Origin of the sequence: Pseudoalteromonas sp. FUC4, assembly GCF_008370255.1 — a bacterium.
Taxonomy (GTDB): domain Bacteria; phylum Pseudomonadota; class Gammaproteobacteria; order Enterobacterales; family Alteromonadaceae; genus Pseudoalteromonas.
The window spans coordinates 215,240-233,790 of the sequence record NZ_SEUI01000006.1 but is presented as its reverse complement, the minus strand read 5'-3'; the positions used below and the strand labels follow the sequence as shown (position 1 = coordinate 233,790).

General features: G+C 41.2%; 20 protein-coding genes and 1 tRNA gene. 8 read left to right on the top strand and 13 right to left on the bottom strand.

The window, feature by feature from the left end:
• Positions 1–55: 55 nt before the first annotated feature.
• The 8 genes from rplL to deoC all read right to left on the bottom strand — a co-directional run bounded on the left by rplL (position 56) and on the right by deoC (position 4,710).
• Positions 56–418: a 50S ribosomal protein L7/L12 gene (rplL, locus tag EU510_RS17265; protein WP_002958882.1), complete on the bottom strand. Its 363-nt coding sequence runs from the start codon at positions 416–418 to the stop codon at positions 56–58.
• A 76-nt stretch (positions 419–494) separates the two neighbouring features.
• Positions 495–989: a 50S ribosomal protein L10 gene (rplJ, locus tag EU510_RS17260; RefSeq protein WP_002958881.1), complete on the bottom strand. Its 495-nt coding sequence runs from the start codon at positions 987–989 to the stop codon at positions 495–497.
• Between the two features lie 323 nt (positions 990–1,312).
• Entirely contained in the window at positions 1,313–2,017 is a 705-nt protein-coding gene (gene rplA, locus EU510_RS17255; RefSeq protein WP_002958880.1) for a 50S ribosomal protein L1, read from the bottom strand.
• 3 nt (positions 2,018–2,020) lie between these two features.
• Positions 2,021–2,449, bottom strand: a complete 429-nt coding sequence (gene rplK, locus EU510_RS17250; RefSeq protein WP_002958879.1) for a 50S ribosomal protein L11 — start codon at positions 2,447–2,449, stop codon at positions 2,021–2,023.
• 214 nt (positions 2,450–2,663) lie between these two features.
• A complete protein-coding gene (nusG, locus tag EU510_RS17245; RefSeq protein ID WP_149594505.1) occupies positions 2,664–3,227 on the bottom strand; it encodes a transcription termination/antitermination protein NusG in 564 nt (187 codons plus the stop codon).
• Positions 3,228–3,231: 4 nt separating this feature from the next.
• On the bottom strand, positions 3,232–3,609 hold the full coding sequence (secE, locus tag EU510_RS17240) for a preprotein translocase subunit SecE (RefSeq protein WP_002958877.1): 378 nt from the start codon (positions 3,607–3,609) through the stop codon (positions 3,232–3,234).
• 132 nt (positions 3,610–3,741) lie between these two features.
• Positions 3,742–3,818: transfer RNA gene (locus EU510_RS17235), tRNA-Trp, on the bottom strand.
• Between the two features lie 148 nt (positions 3,819–3,966).
• Entirely contained in the window at positions 3,967–4,710 is a 744-nt protein-coding gene (gene deoC / locus EU510_RS17230) for a deoxyribose-phosphate aldolase (RefSeq protein WP_149594504.1), read from the bottom strand.
• 286 nt (positions 4,711–4,996) lie between these two features.
• Here deoC and cysG point away from each other — a divergent pair, with 286 nt between their 5' ends.
• The 6 genes from cysG to cysQ are packed head-to-tail and all read left to right on the top strand — an operon-like array spanning position 4,997 to position 11,959.
• Positions 4,997–6,424, top strand: a complete 1,428-nt coding sequence (gene cysG, locus EU510_RS17225) for a siroheme synthase CysG (RefSeq protein ID WP_149594503.1) — start codon at positions 4,997–4,999, stop codon at positions 6,422–6,424.
• Between the two features lie 49 nt (positions 6,425–6,473).
• A complete protein-coding gene (cysD, locus tag EU510_RS17220; protein WP_033029149.1) occupies positions 6,474–7,373 on the top strand; it encodes a sulfate adenylyltransferase subunit CysD in 900 nt (299 codons plus the stop codon).
• Positions 7,373–8,797 carry a sulfate adenylyltransferase subunit CysN gene (cysN, locus tag EU510_RS17215; RefSeq protein WP_149594502.1) on the top strand — a complete coding sequence of 475 codons (1,425 nt, stop codon included), beginning with the start codon at positions 7,373–7,375 and terminating at the stop codon, positions 8,795–8,797. Before cysD ends, cysN begins: the two co-directional genes overlap by 1 nt.
• A gap of 31 nt (positions 8,798–8,828) precedes the next feature.
• A complete protein-coding gene (locus EU510_RS17210) occupies positions 8,829–10,553 on the top strand; it encodes an SLC13 family permease (protein WP_149594501.1) in 1,725 nt (574 codons plus the stop codon).
• 32 nt (positions 10,554–10,585) lie between these two features.
• A complete protein-coding gene (gene cysC, locus EU510_RS17205) occupies positions 10,586–11,179 on the top strand; it encodes an adenylyl-sulfate kinase (RefSeq protein ID WP_010555008.1) in 594 nt (197 codons plus the stop codon).
• Between the two features lie 9 nt (positions 11,180–11,188).
• Positions 11,189–11,959: a 3'(2'),5'-bisphosphate nucleotidase CysQ gene (gene cysQ, locus EU510_RS17200; RefSeq protein ID WP_149594500.1), complete on the top strand. Its 771-nt coding sequence runs from the start codon at positions 11,189–11,191 to the stop codon at positions 11,957–11,959.
• Between the two features lie 111 nt (positions 11,960–12,070).
• On the opposite strand, the gene EU510_RS17195 is transcribed toward cysQ, so the two are convergent.
• Positions 12,071–12,556: a hypothetical protein gene (locus EU510_RS17195; RefSeq protein ID WP_149594499.1), complete on the bottom strand. Its 486-nt coding sequence runs from the start codon at positions 12,554–12,556 to the stop codon at positions 12,071–12,073.
• Between the two features lie 89 nt (positions 12,557–12,645).
• The gene (locus EU510_RS17190) at positions 12,646–13,443 is read right to left on the bottom strand and encodes an alpha/beta fold hydrolase (protein WP_007580097.1); all 798 of its coding nucleotides are present in this window, start codon (positions 13,441–13,443) and stop codon (positions 12,646–12,648) included.
• Between the two features lie 453 nt (positions 13,444–13,896).
• Here EU510_RS17190 and EU510_RS17185 point away from each other — a divergent pair, with 453 nt between their 5' ends.
• Both EU510_RS17185 and EU510_RS17180 read left to right on the top strand, forming a co-directional pair.
• Complete coding sequence (locus EU510_RS17185; RefSeq protein ID WP_149594498.1) at positions 13,897–15,180, top strand: aromatic amino acid transport family protein; 1,284 nt, start codon at positions 13,897–13,899, stop codon at positions 15,178–15,180.
• Positions 15,181–15,311: 131 nt separating this feature from the next.
• Entirely contained in the window at positions 15,312–16,655 is a 1,344-nt protein-coding gene (locus EU510_RS17180) for a M24 family metallopeptidase (RefSeq protein ID WP_149594497.1), read from the top strand.
• A gap of 52 nt (positions 16,656–16,707) precedes the next feature.
• On the opposite strand, the gene speD is transcribed toward EU510_RS17180, so the two are convergent.
• The 3 genes from speD to EU510_RS17165 form a co-directional block, all read right to left on the bottom strand.
• Positions 16,708–17,520, bottom strand: coding sequence for an adenosylmethionine decarboxylase (speD, locus tag EU510_RS17175; protein ID WP_024597058.1), 813 nt, complete (start codon positions 17,518–17,520; stop codon positions 16,708–16,710).
• Between the two features lie 88 nt (positions 17,521–17,608).
• Positions 17,609–18,022: an OsmC family protein gene (locus EU510_RS17170; protein WP_149594496.1), complete on the bottom strand. Its 414-nt coding sequence runs from the start codon at positions 18,020–18,022 to the stop codon at positions 17,609–17,611.
• Positions 18,023–18,108: 86 nt separating this feature from the next.
• The gene (locus EU510_RS17165; RefSeq protein ID WP_002958862.1) at positions 18,109–18,456 is read right to left on the bottom strand and encodes a DUF3802 family protein; all 348 of its coding nucleotides are present in this window, start codon (positions 18,454–18,456) and stop codon (positions 18,109–18,111) included.
• Between the last annotated feature and the right edge of the window lie 95 nt (positions 18,457–18,551).

The following is an 18,551-nucleotide window of genomic DNA, read 5'->3' as shown; positions in this document are numbered from 1 at the left end:
AATAATCACCAGCCCTTGCCTGATTTCTCAGGCAGCGAACTTAGCAAAAGCTAAATTACTTAACCTCAACTTCAGCACCAGCTTCAGTAAGATCTTTTGCAAGTGCTTCAGCTTCTTCTTTAGATACACCTTCTTTAACAGGTGTAGGAGCAGCTTCAACAAGAGCTTTCGCTTCTTTAAGGCCAAGGCCAGTTGCGCTACGAACAGCTTTGATTGCAGAAACCTTGTTAGCGCCAGCGCCAGTAAGGATTACGTCAAATTCTGTTTTCTCTTCAGCAGCTTCAGCAGCTGGACCAGCTACCATTGCAGCTGCAGCAGTTACGCCGAATTTTTCTTCCATTGCTTCGATAAGAGCAACAACGTCCATTACTGACATTTCAGCAATTGCGTCAAGGATTTGGTCTTTAGATACAGACATTACAAATTTCCTAATAATTAACGGACATTAAGTCCAAATAAATTTTACACCGAAAGTGAGATTAAACAGCTTAAAATTAAGCAGCTTGCTCTTCTTTCTGTACACGTACTGCTTCAATTGTTTTACACAATTTGCCAGCAGACGCTTCTTTCATAGCACTCATTAAGCGTGCAACAGCTTCGTCGTATGTAGGTAATGTAGCAAGCATTGCTGCATCAACAACATTTCCTTCAAAAGCGGCCGTTTTAAGCTCGAATTTCTCATTCTTTTTCGCGAAATCTGAAAAGATACGCGCAGCAGCACCTGGGTGCTCTGATGAGAAAGCGATTAAGCTTGGACCAACAAATGAATCAGAAAGACACTCAAAATCTGTTCCTTCAAGAGCACGTTTTGCTAGAGTGTTACGGACAACTTTCATCCAAACACCATTTGCACGAGCTTCTTTACGAAGGGCAGTGATTGCGCCAACTGTTACACCACGAGAATCTGCAACAACTGCAGATAGAGCACCATTGGCTGCTTCGTTGACTTCAGCAACTATTGCTTTTTTGCCTTGAAGATTTAAAGCCATGGGTGTTACTCCTGGTTTAATGGGGGTACCGATTATCGGATTCCCCTGTTCTACTCTTCCCTACCAAACAAGGTAGAGATGCTTTTTACGGCGAGAGCCAGAAGGATTAGGAAAAATCTATCTGGGGTCTACACCGTCTACGTAGGTGAATATTAAGGCCGAAGCCACCTACGGTCTTGGACGGAAGCCCAATTTATCGTTAACCCCGAAGGCTTAACGAAATTATGGACTTCAACCCGAATTCTTTACTTTGCAAATTAATAAATTAATCAACAAAATGGCGCGAAATTATAGTACAAATTTCACGCCATGTAAACACTCAATTAAGCAACAATAGTGCTTAAAGTGTTTTGGTCAACAGAAACACCTGCGCCCATTGTTGTAGAGATAGTTACTTTCTTCAAGTAAACACCTTTAGCTTGAGAAGGTTTAGCCTTCTTAAGCGCAACAATTAGAGCTTCAAGGTTTTGTTGTAACTGCTCTGCAGTGAAATCAACCTTACCAATAGTAGTATGGATGATGCCATTTTTGTCATTACGGTAACGTACTTGACCTGCTTTAGCATTTTTAACTGCTTCTGCAACGTTAGGCGTTACAGTACCAGTTTTAGGGTTTGGCATTAGACCACGTGGGCCTAAGATTTGACCTAGTTGACCAACAACACGCATAGCGTCTGGTGATGCAACAACAACGTCAAAGTTCATCTCGCCTTTTTTAACTAGTTCAGCAAGATCTTCCATACCTACTAATTCAGCACCGGCTTCTTTTGCAGCTTCTGCATTAGCGCCTTGTGTGAATACAGCAACACGAACGTCACGACCAGTACCGTTAGGTAGTACAGTAGCACCACGAACGTTTTGATCAGATTTACGAGCATCGATGCCAAGGTTAACGGCAACGTCAACACTTTCTACGAATTTAGCTGTCGCTAACTCTTTTAAAAGAGCAACTGCTTCATTGATTTCGTAATCTTTAGTTACTTCCACTTTTTCGCGGATAGTACGCATACGTTTAGTTAATTTAGCCATTTCTTAGTCCTCTACGTTCAAGCCCATCGCACGCGCAGAACCTGCGATAGTGCGAACCGCTGCGTCCATATCGGCAGCTGTAAGGTCAGTTCGTTTTGTCTCAACAATCTCTTCAAGTTGAGCACGAGTTACTGTGCCTACTTTATCAGTGTTAGGACGGCCTGAGCCTGACTTGATACCAGCAGCTTTCTTAAGTAAGTAAGCAGCAGGTGGCGTTTTCATGTCGAACGTAAATGAACGGTCACCGTAAACAGAGATCACTACAGGAACTGGAGCGCCTTTTTCGATAGACTCTGTACGTGCGTTAAACGCTTTACAGAATTCCATGATGTTTACACCGTGTTGACCTAGTGCAGGACCTACTGGAGGACTAGGATTAGCCATACCAGCGGCAACTTGTAGCTTGATTAGAGCTTCAACTTTTTTAGCCATTATAAATACCTCATTTGGTGGGTCTTAGCCTTGTGCGCGCGAGGACGCGTACTCTAACGGCTTCCCAGTTTAAAAATTGGTTTCGTACTTTTTGTACAGTAAAAAATAAATTTTACCTTAATACAAAAAGGCCGCTGATTATAAGTTAATCAGCGGCCTTTTTCAAGCTTCATGCCAAAATTTAAATAAAAATTAGCGAAGCTTTTTTAATCAATTACTTATCTTGCTCAACTTGACCGAATTCAAGCTCAACTGGCGTAGAACGACCAAAAATAAGTACAGATACTTTTACGCGGCTCTTTTCGTAGTCAACTTCTTCAACTACACCACTGAAATCTGCAAATGGTCCATCAGTAACGCGTACAACTTCACCTGGTTCAAATAATGTAGCAGGTTTAGGTGCTTCAGCATTTTCTTGTAGGCGATTAAGAATGCGCTCTGCTTCTTTTGAGCTAATTGGAGCAGGACGATCAGACGTACCACCAATAAAGCCCATTACGCGTTCAGTGCTGTTCACTAAGTGCCAGCTTGCGTCGTTCATATCCATTTGTACTAATACATAACCTGGGAAGAATTTACGCTCAGATTTACGCTTTTGGCCAGCGCGCATCTCAACAACTTCTTCAGTTGGTACTAGTATCTCACCAAAGCTCGATTCAAGACCTTCGATTTTAATGTGTTCAGTTAACGTTTGAGCTACACGCTTTTCGTAACCAGAAAAGGCTTGTACTACATACCAACGTAACTTAATTTCTTTGTTCTCGTTCTCATCCGACATGGGATCAGATCTCCAATCCAGTTAAAAAGCCTACAGCGCGGAATAAAATGCCATCTAATCCCCAAAGGATAAGTGCCATAATCACTGTTGCAACCATTACAATTAATGTCGTGTGGGTAGTTTCTTGGCGCGTTGGCCAAATAACTTTGCGTACTTCAATTCGAGCTTCTTTAGCGAAAGCAAGAAAGTTACGTCCCTTAAATGTTTGCGAGGCAATTGCTAATCCAGCCGCTATTGCAACAACAACGCCAATAGCACGTAGTAATACAGATTGATCTGCATACATGTGATTACCAACAACTGCGCCTGCAAGTAGCGCGATTGCTACTAACCACTTTACTGACTCCATCGCACTTGATGGTGTTTCTACATTCGTGCTCATAATATTATTACCTTAACTACAGACACAACAACCCTACACTACGGCAGGGTTAATCCATTAAAATCTAAACTTAAAAACAGACTTAATTTAAACCGGTTTTTAATCTCAGACTACTCAAATAACAAGTAAAACTGGCAGGGGCGGAGAGATTCGAACTCCCAACCATCGGTTTTGGAGACCGCTGTTCTACCAATTGGAACTACGCCCCTGCAAAGTGGATGCCTATTATACTTACGCAGTTCATTAACACAAGCCTAAAAGATACCCACATTGGAAAATCTAATTAATTAATTACATTATTGTTTAAACTGCTAATAATTTAATCGGTTAGATAAACCTACAATCCAAAGATATTGACTATTTCCCTATGGTTTTATAAACGTCACTTAACAAGCTTGAAGCACCAAACCTAAATGTATTTTCTTGCAAATAATCATCACCCATTATTGCGCGTGCTAGCGCTAAATAATCACTAGCATCGGCAACAGTTTTAATACCGCCGGCCGCTTTAAAACCCACACGTTTATTTGAGTTTTTAATAGCTGTTAGCATGATTTTTGTTGATTCAAGAGTCGCATTAACAGCCACTTTACCCGTACTGGTTTTTACAAAATCAGCACCGCTTTCAATTGCAAGCTCAGTGGCTTGAGTTATGAGTGCTTCAGTTTTTAGCTCTCCACTTTCTATTATTACTTTTAGCTGGGCGCGCGACCCACACGCTTTTTTACTTTCGCTTACAAACCTAAGTACTGTTTGAACATCCCCCGCTATTAACTTTTTATAAGGAATAACCAAATCGATTTCATCTGCGCCGCGCTCTATAGCAATGAGTGTTTCGTTAATTACATCACTCAGTGATGCATCACCCGCTGGGAAATTAGTGACTGTTGCAACTTTTACGTGGTTAAGCTCACGCGCTGCAAGTGCTATTTTTGCATCATCAACAAAGGCACTATAAACACATACGGCAGCAGGTGTGCCAAGCGTCGGGTTTATACTATTAACAAGCGCTTGAATGCTTTTGGTGGTATCGCTGGTATTTAAGCTTGTTAAATCCATCAGTGCGACTGCTAATGCGGCATCTTTTTGGTGTTGTGTCATTAGAGCTCCGGTACTTCTTGAGTACAAAATTTGATATGTCTCCATATTAACAAATTAAACCAAACTCGCTATAGCTCATAACCAAACACTATAAGCTGGTTATTTTCCTTGTAACTCGGCGCAATCCCTTGTTAACTAGCTCTTAGGCCTAAAAAGCCCACCTATTATAACTTTTGGTTATATCAACTTGGTTTTAATTATTTTTTACTTATTGATAGCCGCTATATTCTGCTTATCAGAATAAAGCGTTTTCTTATATTTGAATTTGTTTAGGGGTCTTATTAACGTGCAGTATTTACCTATCTTTACCAAACTCGACAACAAACCAGTATTGGTTGTTGGCGGTGGAGAGGTCGCATTACGCAAATGTCGCGCGTTCTTAAAAGCGAGAGCAAGCGTTACTTTAGTAGCACCTTGGTTTTGCGACGAACTAAAAGAGCATGCACATAATAATGAAGTAACGCTTATTGATGCTTATTTTGATGAATCGCACCTTGATGGCAAAATGCTTGTTATTGCAGCCACCGATCGCGATGAAGTAAACAACAACGTATTTGAACTTGCCAATGCCCGCAATGTGTTTGTAAACGTGGTTGATGACCAACCTAAATGTACGTTTATATTCCCATCGATTGTTGATCGCGACCCAATTACCATTGCTATATCAAGTGCTGGCACAGCGCCCGTACTTGCACGTCGCTTACGCGAAAAGCTCGAAACTCTTATTCCGCATCATATTGGCCCACTTGCAACACTTGTTGGTGGCTTTAGAGACAAAGTAAAAAAACGCTTTAAGCATTTTTCAGACCGCCGCCAATTTTGGGAAGGTGTGTTCGACTCATCTGTCGTGAGTAAAGTACAAACCGGCGATACCCAAGCCGCGCAGCAGCAACTAGAGCAAATGCTAGATGCGAAAGCAGAACCTGAAGGCGAAGTATACGTAGTAGGTGCAGGCCCTGGCGATCCAGAGCTTTTAACACTTAAAGCACTGCAACTTATGCAACAAGCCGACGTCGTCGTTTATGACTTTTTAGTCTCTGACGAAATTATGGAATTAGTGCGCCGCGATGCTGACCTTATTTGTGTAGGTAAACGTTTAGGCGATCATAGTGTTGTTCAAGAAGATACCAACCAAATGCTGGTCGACCTTGCTAAACAAGGCAAAAAAGTATGCCGTATTAAAGGTGGTGACCCGTTTATTTATGGTCGTGGTGGCGAAGAAGTACAAGTACTGGCTGCTAACAAAGTAAATTATCAAATTGTACCGGGTATTACAGCAGCTGCAGGTTGTAGTGCTTACGCGGGTATTCCGCTAACGCATCGTGACCATGCACAAGCCATTCAATTTGTAACTGGCCATTGTAAAAAAGACGGCCAAGAACTTGATTGGCAATCGCTGGCAAAAGCTAATCAAACGCTTGCTATTTACATGGGCGTAATTAAATCGCCGCACATACAAAGCGAGCTTTTAAAGCATGGCCGCAAAGCCGACACCCCTGTTGCCATTATCGAAAACGGTACACGTAAAAATCAGCGTGTAGTAACAGGCCAATTAGGCGAACTTGCCGACTTAATCCAGCGCAACAACATTATATCGCCTGCGCTACTCATTATTGGTGAAGTAGCCGCCCTACACTCGCAACTAGCGTGGTTTGGCCAAAACGAGCAAACAAGCAGCTTTGCACAGCCGCTAACAGATGTATCAAATACATAACCGAATTTTAAATTTGTAACTTTTAATCATTTTAGTAGGACGACTAACAATGGCTTTAACTCACCTTCAGCAACTTGAAGCTGAAAGTATCAAAATCATGCGCGAAGTCGCCGCTGAGTTTGAGAACCCAGTAATGCTTTACTCTATTGGTAAAGATTCGTCGGTACTTTTGCACTTAGCGCGTAAAGCATTTTACCCTGCAAAAATTCCGTTTCCGTTATTACACGTAGACACCAACTGGAAGTTTCGTGAAATGATTGAGTTTCGCGACCGTATAGCTAAAGAATACGGCTTTGATCTACTGGTACACAAAAATCCAGAAGGCATTGAAATGGGTGTAGGCCCGTTTACGCATGGCTCGGGTAAACATACTGACATAATGAAAACCCAAGGCTTAAAGCAAGCACTTAACAAATATGGTTTTGATGCTGCATTTGGTGGCGCACGCCGAGACGAAGAAAAATCACGCGCAAAAGAGCGTGTTTATTCATTCCGCGACAAACACCACCGTTGGGACCCTAAAAACCAACGTCCTGAGCTTTGGAACACCTATAACAGCCAAGTTAATCCGGGCGAAAGCATTCGTGTTTTCCCGTTGTCTAACTGGACTGAGCTTGATATTTGGCAATACATTTACCAAGAAAACATCGACATGGTACCGCTTTACCTAGCAAAAGAGCGCCCTGTTGTTGAGCGCGACGGCACCCTAATTATGGTTGACGATGAGCGTATGCCACTTAATGAAGGTGAAGTACCGCAAATGAAATCTGTACGTTTTCGTACATTAGGCTGCTACCCACTTACCGGTGCAGTTGAGTCAACAGCAAGTACTTTAACCGAAATCATCGAAGAAATGCTGCTATCTACGTCATCTGAACGTGAAGGTCGTGTTATTGATCATGATTCAGCCGGCTCAATGGAGAAGAAAAAACGTGAGGGGTATTTTTAATGTCTAGCCAAAATAACGATACATTTAACGAAGTAAAAGAAATAGGCATAGACGCCTACCTAGCACGCCAACAAGACAAAAGCTTATTACGCATGCTTACTTGTGGCAGCGTAGATGACGGTAAATCAACATTGATTGGCCGCCTACTGCACGACAGCCACCAAATTTATGAAGATCAGCTAGCAGCCCTTCATAAAGATAACGAAAAAGTAGGTAACGCAGGTGAAGATCTTGACCTTGCTTTATTAGTTGATGGCCTACAAGCTGAGCGCGAGCAAGGCATTACCATTGACGTAGCGTATCGTTACTTCTCAACAGCTAAGCGTAAATTTATTATTGCCGACACACCTGGGCACGAGCAATACACACGCAACATGGTAACGGGTGCATCAACAAGTGATGTCGCCATTATTTTGGTTGATGCGCGTTACGGCGTGCAAGTACAAACTAAGCGCCATAGCTTTATTTGTGACTCGCTGGGCATTAAGCAGTTTGTTGTTGCCGTTAATAAAATGGATATCGTTGATTTTGACGAAACCGTGTATGAAAAAATTAAGGCCGATTACCTTAAATTTGCTGAGCAACTTAACGTATCAAACATTAAGTTTGTGCCTATGTCGGCGCTTAAAGGCGACAACGTAGTAACGCGTTCTGCTCATACACCGTATTACACCGACAAGCCGCTACTAGAATTACTAGAAGATTCGCCAGCAGCCGAAACAGATACAGGCTTTGAAGCGCGCCTACCTGTGCAATATGTCGTGCGCCCTAACTTAAACTTCCGTGGTTTTCAGGGCACACTTACATCGGGCAAGATACATGTAGGCGATGCAATAAAAGTATTACCGTCGGGTAAAACATCAAGCATTAAAGAAATTGTTACCTTTGATGGCAACCTAGACAGCGCACAAGCAGGCCAAGCAATTACCGTTACCCTAAATAACGAAATTGATATTAGCCGAGGGGATGTAATAGTACCTGCAAACTCAACGGCCGCTGTAACTAACCAGTTGCAAGCTAAAATTGTGTGGATGCATGAGTCGCCATTAGTGTTAGGTAAAAGCTATAACCTAAAACTAGGCAGCAAAAACACCTCAGCTATTGTTAAAAAGATTGATTACACAATTGATGTGAACACGCTTGAGCACGGCACTAGCGACTCATTACAGTTAAACGAAATTGCGATTGTAACACTTGAACTAACCGAAACTATTTTGGCAGACGAGTACCACAGCAATCACGAAACAGGCTCGTTTATCCTAATCGATCGCTTATCAAACCTAACAGTTGCTGCGGGTATGATTGAGCAAGTACTGCAAAGCCAAGCACAGCAAAGTAACTTTAGCGAATTTGAAGTTGAATTTAACAGCTTAGTACGCAAGCACTTTCCGCATTGGCAAGCGCTTGATATTTCTAAGTTATAAGTTAACTTTAGCCTGTTAGGAATTTAAAAGCATGGTAGAACAGCTCGTTTTAACAGGCATTATGCTTACCTTAGTCGGGTGCCTTTTTGGCACCCGTATTAATCCAGCATGGTTATTTGTAAGTGCCATTGGTACTAGTTATTTAACCGGATTAATTGATCTTGAAAGCATGTTAGTTAATTACGCTAACCCGTCGCTTATTACCTTGGTATTACTGGTATTAGTGTCGACAGCAATAGAAAAAACCACCCTAATTCAAAAGTTAGCGCAATCGCTATCTAAAGGTAGTTTAGTAAAATCGGTAACAAAATTGGGGTTATCAACCGCCTTTTTATCGTCGTTTACTAACAATACTGCCGTTGTTGCATCGCTTATTACCGCGATAAAAGACAATCCTAATCACTCCCCTTCAAAGCTATTATTACCGCTGTCGTACACTGCTATTTTGGGCGGCACAATTACGCTTATTGGTACATCAACCAACTTAATCGTCAATGGCTTTGCAGTAGATGCGGGCATGGAACCGCTGGGCTTTTTTGACTTTACCTTAGTGGGTTTGGGCGCGCTAAGCGTAGGCCTAATTACCATTTTAGTAATGCTTAAATACTTACCCGACAACGGTAAAAGCGACCAAGAAGTCGTGCCTTTTTACCTAGAAGGTAAAGTACAAGCAAGCTCAAAATTAATAGGCCAAACCGTAGAAGAAAACGGCCTGCGTGATTTAAAAGACTTATTCCTCGCTGAAATCATTCGCGATGGCAGCCGCATTTGCGCAGTCACTCCACAGCAAATTATTCAAAAAGACGACGTGCTGCTGTTTGTAGGTGACATAAAATCGGTGCCATTACTTACCCGTTTCGACGGCCTAAAAGTAGTGCACGAGAATCATCAAAAAGACATAGAACACTTAGTAGAAGTAGTTGTAAGTCAGTCATCAAAATTTATTGGCAAAACCGTAAAAGAAGCCCGCTTTAGAGAGCAGTTTCATGCAGCCGTTATTGCCATTCGCCGTGGGCACGACCGCTTACAAGGCGGCCTTGGGCAAGTGCAATTACAAGCTGGCGACTCGTTAATACTCGCACCAGGCAAAAACTTTTACACCTTGCCTAATTTAAAGCGCGAATTTGTGTATATTTCAGGGTTTGACTTACAAGCCCACCTTGCACCTAAGCAATCAAATATTGTGCTACTAAGCTTTGCCGCAGTACTGGGTTTAAGCATTATTGGCATAGTGCCGCTGGTTAAAGGCTTATTAGTATTACTGATTGGCTTAATGCTCAGTGGCACCATAAAACTTAACGAAGTAAAACGCCGTTTTCCTATCGAGTTACTCGTGGTTGTAGGTAGCGCCATTGGCCTTGCTAAATTAATGATAGGCACCGGACTTGCCGGGCAAATATCCGACGCCATGTTTATGGTACTTGGCGACTTTGGTCCGTACGGCGCGTTTATTGCCATATTTTTAATGACCGTATTATTTACCGAGCTTATAACTAACAACGCAGCAGCTGCCTTGTCGTTCCCTGTTGCTTACTCGCTCGCGGTTGGTTTTAATGTAGACCCGCTACCGTTTATTATGGCGGTTGCCTTTGGCGCATCAGCCAGCTTTATATCGCCATTTGGGTATCAAACTAACCTAATGGTTTATAGCGCGGGTAACTATCGCTTAAAAGATTACATAGTGATGGGCTTACCCCTTTCTATTATTTATTCAATCACGGTATTAACCCTGATCCCGCTGGTATTTCCGTTTTAATACCTGCGCTCACAGCATAAGAGACTCTCACTATGGATGAAAATATAGTTTGGCATAACTACGCAACTACAAAAGCACAGCGTAGTGAGCAAAAAAAACATAAGCCCGCTATTTTATGGTTTACCGGCTTTTCAGGCTCTGGCAAAAGTACCGTAGCAAACGCACTAGAAGCGGCGCTTAATCAGCAAGGTACGCACACTTACCTGCTAGATGGCGACAACGTACGCCACGGTTTATGTAAAGACCTAGGCTTTAGCGACGAAGACCGCATTGAAAACATACGCCGCGTAGGCGAAACCGCTAAACTAATGACCGACGCTGGCTTGTTAGTACTTACTGCGTTTATATCGCCTTTTAGAGCAGAACGCGATATGGTGCGCAGCCTAGTAGATGACGGCGAATTTATTGAAGTATTTATCGATACCCCACTGGATGTATGCGAAAGCCGCGATCCAAAAGGCTTATACAAAAAAGCCCGCGCAGGGGAGATAAAACACTTCACCGGTATCGATTCAAGCTACGAAGTGCCAAATAATCCAGAAATAATTTTAGATACAAGTAAAAACACCCTAGACCAATCGGTTACACAACTGATAACGTATCTAAAACAAAAGCACATAATATAGGTTAACCCCATGAATCAAACCGAACTGCTAGAAGAAACCCTCATCCTTGCCCGCAAAGCAGGCCAAGCGATAATGGGAATTTACGAAAAGGATTTTAACGTTGAGTACAAAGCCGATGAAAGCCCCGTAACCGACGCCGATTTAGCAGCTCATAAATTGATTGTGGCAGGGCTTCAACAGCTCACACCTGATATTCCAATACTCAGTGAAGAAAACGCCGACATAAGCTGGGATGTACGCCAAACGTGGAAAAGCTACTGGTTAGTTGATCCAATCGACGGCACTAAAGAATTTATTAAAAAGAACGGTGAATTTACCGTAAACATCGCCCTAATTAAAAACGGCATTCCTATTTTAGCCGTAGTAGATGCACCCGCTCTTGGCGTATCGTACTTAGCTGCAGAAGCCATTGGCGCGTTTAAAGATAAAGGCGATGAGCGAATTGAGCTTAAAGTAACCACCAAACCTAACAAAGGGTTAATTCGTGTTGTAGGCAGCCGCTCGCACCCATCACCCGATTTAGCCGAGTTTGTAAAACGCTTTGACGAGGTAGAAATGGTGTCTAAAGGCAGCTCATTAAAGCTGTGTTTAGTGGCTGAGGGCAGCGCCGATATTTACCCGCGCTTAGGTCCAACCTGTGAATGGGATACAGGCGCCGGCCATGCAATCGCCGAAATAGCCGGTGCTAAAGTGACTAAGCTTGATGGCAGCCCGCTTATTTATAACACCAAAGATGAGTACTTGAATCCGCATTTTGTAGTGAGTGCGGTGGAAGAGTAAGGGTAGTTTTTAGTGGTTAGCTATCAGTTGTCAGCAAGGCAAGTGGTAGCTTTAACTCTTTGATGTTACCAGTTGATGTCTAGCAAACGGTGAAAAAACATGCCTAATTTATTACTTGCTAGGTTTTAAGTACATCATACTACCTTTAAATACATCAAATAACTCACAATGAAAGTTTTGAAGACCATCAATTAGCTCCTCAATTTCCCTTAGATTACGAGTAAACTCGGGATTTGATTCTTGCGTACCAGGTAATGAATTAATTTGCATTAAGTTTAGCCAGGCTGATGCATCAGAGTCTACTTGAAATAACCAATCGGTCACAATACCGTCAAAATAAAAATCAGCTAGGGCGAGTGCCTCTTGAAGCTCTTCGTATAACTTATCATCGACCACACGATTTATATCAACGCTACGCAAAAACCTTTTAACAACTATATAAATATGCAGTTTATTTGAGTTACTTTCACGCTTCTCTTTATCAACATTAAGCTTCCACTGCTGGTATGCAATAAAGCCTACTGAGATAGCAATTACAGGGCTTAATAAAGCCGAAAAGATATCAATAACTTGCTTAGCTGTACTTAACGCTTCCAATTTAAATTCCTTTTAAGTTAACCCATTTAGATCTTTTTTAAGTTTTGTAAGTCAAAAAAGAAAGTCCTATCTCTATTTTATCTACAACCCTAACGATTTTGCTGGGCGATAAACGCAAGCGAGTGCTGATTGAATAAGTCGGGGCGTTCTACATTACAGACATGGCCGCAATGGTGAATAGTTTGCAGTACGCTATTTTTATGGCGCTTTACCATTTCTTTAACAGGGCCAAGGAACATATGATCTTCTTTGCCCATAATGTAAAGAATGGGAATATCAATGTCTTTTTCTTTGAAGTACTGCATTAAGGGGTTTACGTCCATGGCTAATTTAAACCATTTTATAAACTCTTTTTGGCACAAGCGTTTTGCTTCACGAACAAACAAAAGTCGAGATTCTTTATGACGCTTTTTCGGCATCATAATAAAAGCAAATAAGCGATACAGCCACATATAAGGCAGGAAGTGTTTAAAAGTATTACCTAAATAAACCAATGTATTACTGCGAGTATTGAAACGAGTAACCGCTCCACCTAGCACCATGCTAGAAACATATTGCGGCGCAATTTCAGCAATATTTCGAATAATAATTGTGCCCAATGAAATACCAACAAAGTGTGCGCTGGTGATATTGTTATGATCTAGCACATCAATAATGTCTTTTGAGACATTATTAAATGAATAATTATTATCAACAAAGTTTTGTACTAAGTTATTCGATTTACCGTGACCACGAAGATCTAGCAGCAATACATTATATTCTTTTTTATAAGCTTTAAGCTGACGAAACCAGATTGCCGAACTACCACCTGCGCCATGGACAAATACAACCCATGTTTTACTGGTTTCGTGCGCAAAAGTAGTATGGAAGAGAATCTCTTTGCTCATTGCAGTTAGTGGCCTATTTACTTCGTTTGGCATATTCAATTGAAGGAAGTATAACGGAGTTTAATAAAAATCTCCTATGAAGTTCAGATCAATGGCTTCTACTTAACAGCTTTTCGGGGCAAATTCTGATTTTTAAATGAAAACCAATAAAAATGACCAGTTGCTATTTTTACGTTATGAAAACCGCCTATCTTAGATCTTGGCTTTGCTGCTGGCGTGACGCTATGGCGTATTGGGTTTCGCTGCGCTCTAACCAACCTACTTTAAAATTATAATGTGGTGCTGCCGCTTAAGGGTGTTGCTCACTTTTACACCGCTGTTTCGTATTCATGACACTTACCCTCCAATTTGGTCTAATTAATTAGTCTACAAATCCTCTCAAAACATGAAGTTTTTAGCTAAAAACTATATTCTTGCGCGCGATTATTATTTAAATAATGGATAAACACACACATGACAACATCTCAAGATGCAACGCATTCAAATGCATCAACAACAGGTGCACACACACCTGCAAACACAACCACTTCTAAATGGAACCTGCACGATACGCAGTGGACTTTAAGCCTTTTTGGTACCGCCGTTGGTGCGGGCATTTTATTTTTACCTATTAACATTGGTATTGGCGGTTTTTGGCCGTTAATTATTTTKGCATGTTTAGCATTTCCAATGACCTTTTKTGCACATCGAGGATTAGCGCGTTTTGTACTGTCATCAAAAAATAAAGATGCTGATTTTACCGATGTAGTTGAAGAGCACTTTGGTGTGACTGCGGGGCGGTTAATTTCTTTATTGTACTTTTTATCTATATTCCCAATTTTGCTTATTTACGGTGTAGGCTTAACCAATACCGTTGATAGCTTTATGGTTAATCAAATGGGGATGGAATCACCTTCTCGCGTGTTGCTTTCGGGTGTATTAGTTGCAGGTATGATTAGCTTAATGATGGGCGGCGAGCGTTTAATGCTACGTGCCTTTGCTATTTTAGTTTATCCGCTTGTGGGTATATTGTTCTTTTTATCACTTTATTTAATCCCAAGCTGGCAAATGCCAGATATGGCAATGCCCGAAATTGGCAGCTTTGGTAAAACGTTGTGGTTATCAATTCCTATTATTGTGTTTTCGTTTAGCCACGCAGCGGCTATCTCAAGCTTTGTAAACGTGCAACGCGGTCACTACGGTGAAAAAGCTACATATAAGTCTGAGGCGATTTTAAAGCGCACTAGCTTACTACTTATTACCTTTGTACTGTTATTTGTGTTCTCTTGCGTGCTATCGCTTACAGGCGAGCAAATGGCCGCGGCTAAAGCAGCTAACGTATCGGTTTTATCCTACCTTGCTAATATTACTGATAACTCGTTTATTGCCACGCTTGGGCCGCTTGTTGCCTTTATTGCTATTACATCGTCGTTTTTGGGTCACTTTTTAGGTGCACGTGAAAGCTTTACGGGTTTAGTAACTAAACAAACAAGCTTAAGCGCAAAAGCGGCTGATAAAATTGGTGTGTTAATTATGTTTTTAGCTATTTGGTTTTGCGCTGTTAAAAACCCAAGTATTTTAGACATGATGGATCAGTTATCGGGCCCAATCATTGCGATGATTTTATTCATCATGCCAATGATTGCAGTTTATAAAGTGCCTGCACTTCATAAGTACCGCAACCGTTTAAGCACGCTATTTATATTAGCGGTTGGCTCACTTGCTGTATTTGCACTTATTTACAGCATGATTAATTAAAACGCTATATATTCAAAAGCCCAGCTAAGTTAATTAGCTGGGCTTTTTTGTGTGCAGTTTATCTCAAAATGTTTTTTTATAACCCTTCTTCAGGCATGTTATAAATTACCTAGCCTAAAAATAAAACAATTATGCACTTTACTAAACAACTTCTACTTTGTGTAAGCTTGCTAACTACGCTTGCTTTAAGCCCTTTTGTTAGAGCCGATGACGCTCCTGCTATTTTGTCGATGAAAGAGCGCGCTGCGTTTATAGATAAAATAACTGAGCTTAGAGTTAACACCTTAATGCCTTCGTTAATGAAGCAGCACAACACTGATATGTGGCTACTTATAAGCCGCGAATATAACGAAGATCCAATATTAAAAACAATGCTGCCTGCAACATGGCTTTCAGCCAGACGTACCACTATTTTGCTATTTGCACTTAATAAACAAGGTGGTGTTGATGCTTACGCTATTGCGCCTTATAAAATAGGTAATGTATTTAAAAAAGGCTGGGATAAGCAAACACAACCTAGCCAGTGGCAGGCACTCAATACGCTTATTGAGCAATACAAACCTCGCAACATTGCACTTAATACTTCTACCGACTGGGCACATGCTGATGGCCTTGTGCTAGGCGATTACAAAACCTTAATGGCTAACTTGCCCGCCACTTATCACGATAAAATAATTTCTGCAGAGCCGCTTGCTGTTGCGTGGTTAGAGCAACGCATTCCTGAAGAAGTTAAAATGTATAAACATATTGTCGCTATTGCCCATCATATTATTGCAGAGGGGTTTTCGGGTAAAACAATTACGGTTGGTGAAACAACTAGCGATGACTTGGTATGGTGGTTTAGAGAGCGCGTAAAAGAGCTAAAACTACAAACATGGTTTCACCCAAGTGTTGCTATTCAGCGCGCCGATGCGAAGTCGTTCGATCATGAAGAAAGCTTTACCAATGGCTACGATGATAACGTTATACAAGCCGGTGACTTGCTTCATGTAGATTTTGGGATTACTTATTTACGCTTAAATACCGACACGCAGCAGCATGCGTATGTGCTCAAAGAAAACGAAATAAGTACACCTAGTTACTTAGTTGAAGCACTAAAAAGCGGTAATAAACTACAAAACATATTTACCAATCAATTTGCGGTAGGTAAAACCGGTAATGAGGTTTTAGCTGCAGCACGAAAAGCCGCCATTGTTCAGGGATTAAAACCCACTATTTATACTCACCCTCTTGGCTACCATGGTCACGCTGCTGGTAATACATTAGGTATGTGGGATTCTCAGCAAGGTGTACCAGGAGATGGTGACTATCCGCTGCATTTAAATACGGCTTACTCAATTGAGCTTAACAATGCGGTGTTTATAAAACAGTGGAATAAAGAAATAAGAATAATGCTAGAGGAAGATGCTATTTTTGATAAAAGCGGTGTCTGGTATTTAAATGGCCGACAAACACAGCTATTGCTTGTAAAATAAAGCAAAAAAAATGGCGCTCACTGAGCGCCATTTTTAATTTAATTCGTCATGCTTATTCTGTATCTGGCAAGTTACGGCCATAGAATATTTCTTGCATTTCGCGAGTCAGCTTAGAGCGAATTTCGTCTTCTTCTTCGTCCGATAACTCATCAGTAGAAAGGCCGAATAAATAGGTATTTAAGTCGGTTTCTTTTAACATCATTTTGGTGTGGAACAGGTTTTCTTGATACACGTTCACGTCCATCATTTGGTACGCTTCTTTTGTATCTTCTGTCATGAAGTTTTGAATCGAGCTAATAGCATGGTCAATGTAGTGTTTAACACCGTTTATGTCGCGGGTAAAACCACGAACACGGTAGTCAATTGTTACTACATCTGACTCAAGGCTATGAATTAAGAAGTTTAACGCTTTAAGTGGCGAAATAATGCCACAGGTAGATACTTCAATATCAGCACGGAATGTACAAATACCATCATCAGGGTGAGCTTCTGGGTATGTGTGTACACAAATATGGCTTTTATCTAGGTGCGCAACAACTGAATCAGGTAATGGGCCTGGTGCTTCGTCAGCATCGTAATTTTGCTGCTCTTCTACTGGTTCTTCTGAAACCAAAATAGTGACACTTGCGCCTTGCGGTTCATAATCTTGGCGCGCTACATTTAAAATGTTAGCACCAATAATATCAACAACTTCACCTAAAATGTCGGTTAGTCTATCTGCACTGTACTGCTCATCGATATATTCAATGTATTCTTTACGTTGTTGCTCGGTCTTTGCGTAACAAATATCATAAATACTAAAGCTTAAACTTTTGGTTAAATTGTTAAAGCCATGAAGTTTAAGTTTATCGAAGGGTTTGTTCATAATAAACCAACCTATAAATTAGTGGGTTCTGCACCTGCAGAATGAAAAGTTCGCGGATTTTATACGAATTCTTCTCGTGGAAAAAGCGTTATTTTGCTTGTTCTTGCACAACTTCGTGGCTATGCGTAATTTCTACTGTTTTATCAAGCATTAATGCAACCGAGCAATACTTTTCAGCAGAGAGTGAAACTGCACGTGCAAGGTGTTTTTCAGACACATTATTGCCTTTAACAACAAAGTGTAAGTTGATTTTGGTAAACACGCGCGGCGCTGTTTCAGCGCGCTCTGCACTTAGTTGCACTTGTACGTCTGAGAAATCTTGTTTAGCTTTTTTTAAAATGCTCACCACATCAACTGATGAGCAACAGCCAACTGACATTAAAACCATTTCCATTGGGCTTGGTGCTGCGCTATCGCTGCCGCCATCAAACACAACATTGTGGTTAGAATCAGAACGGCCAATAAACGTATCGCCTTCAACCCATTTTACATTTGCTTGCATTGTTATATCTCAAAAAAATATTTTCTTGATTGTAAGCAACTTAGCCGTAGTTGCAAATGAAAATGCAACGCAGGGCTATAAAATGGCTAAGATTGTTGTGCTAAAGCGCTATCAAAGAGGTTTTTTACTAAACCTGCAAATTCATCTATAAAGGCATGCTGTTCAACCGTGACAGGCTGTGAGGTGATGCTGCTGAGGACTTCTTCTAAATCGTAAACTATGCCATCAACTTCACGTACAATTTGGCTACGCTGCTCTGTGTTGAGGTCTGTGTGCTGCTCGCAAATAAGCATCACATTTTGTGCAATGACGTCTTCAATTAATTCCATTACTGTTGGGGCACCTGGTTTTATTTCGCCTGGCTTCTCAAACAATGCTAAATTTTGAGTTAGATACATGATCAAATCATCGTACCCTTGCCTATCTAAAACCATTATGCGAACCACCTAAATATATTTAATTATGCTGATTTAAGCAGAAAGAGTCGGTAATTACTAGCCTTGTACGATAGCAATACAAAAAAAGCAGC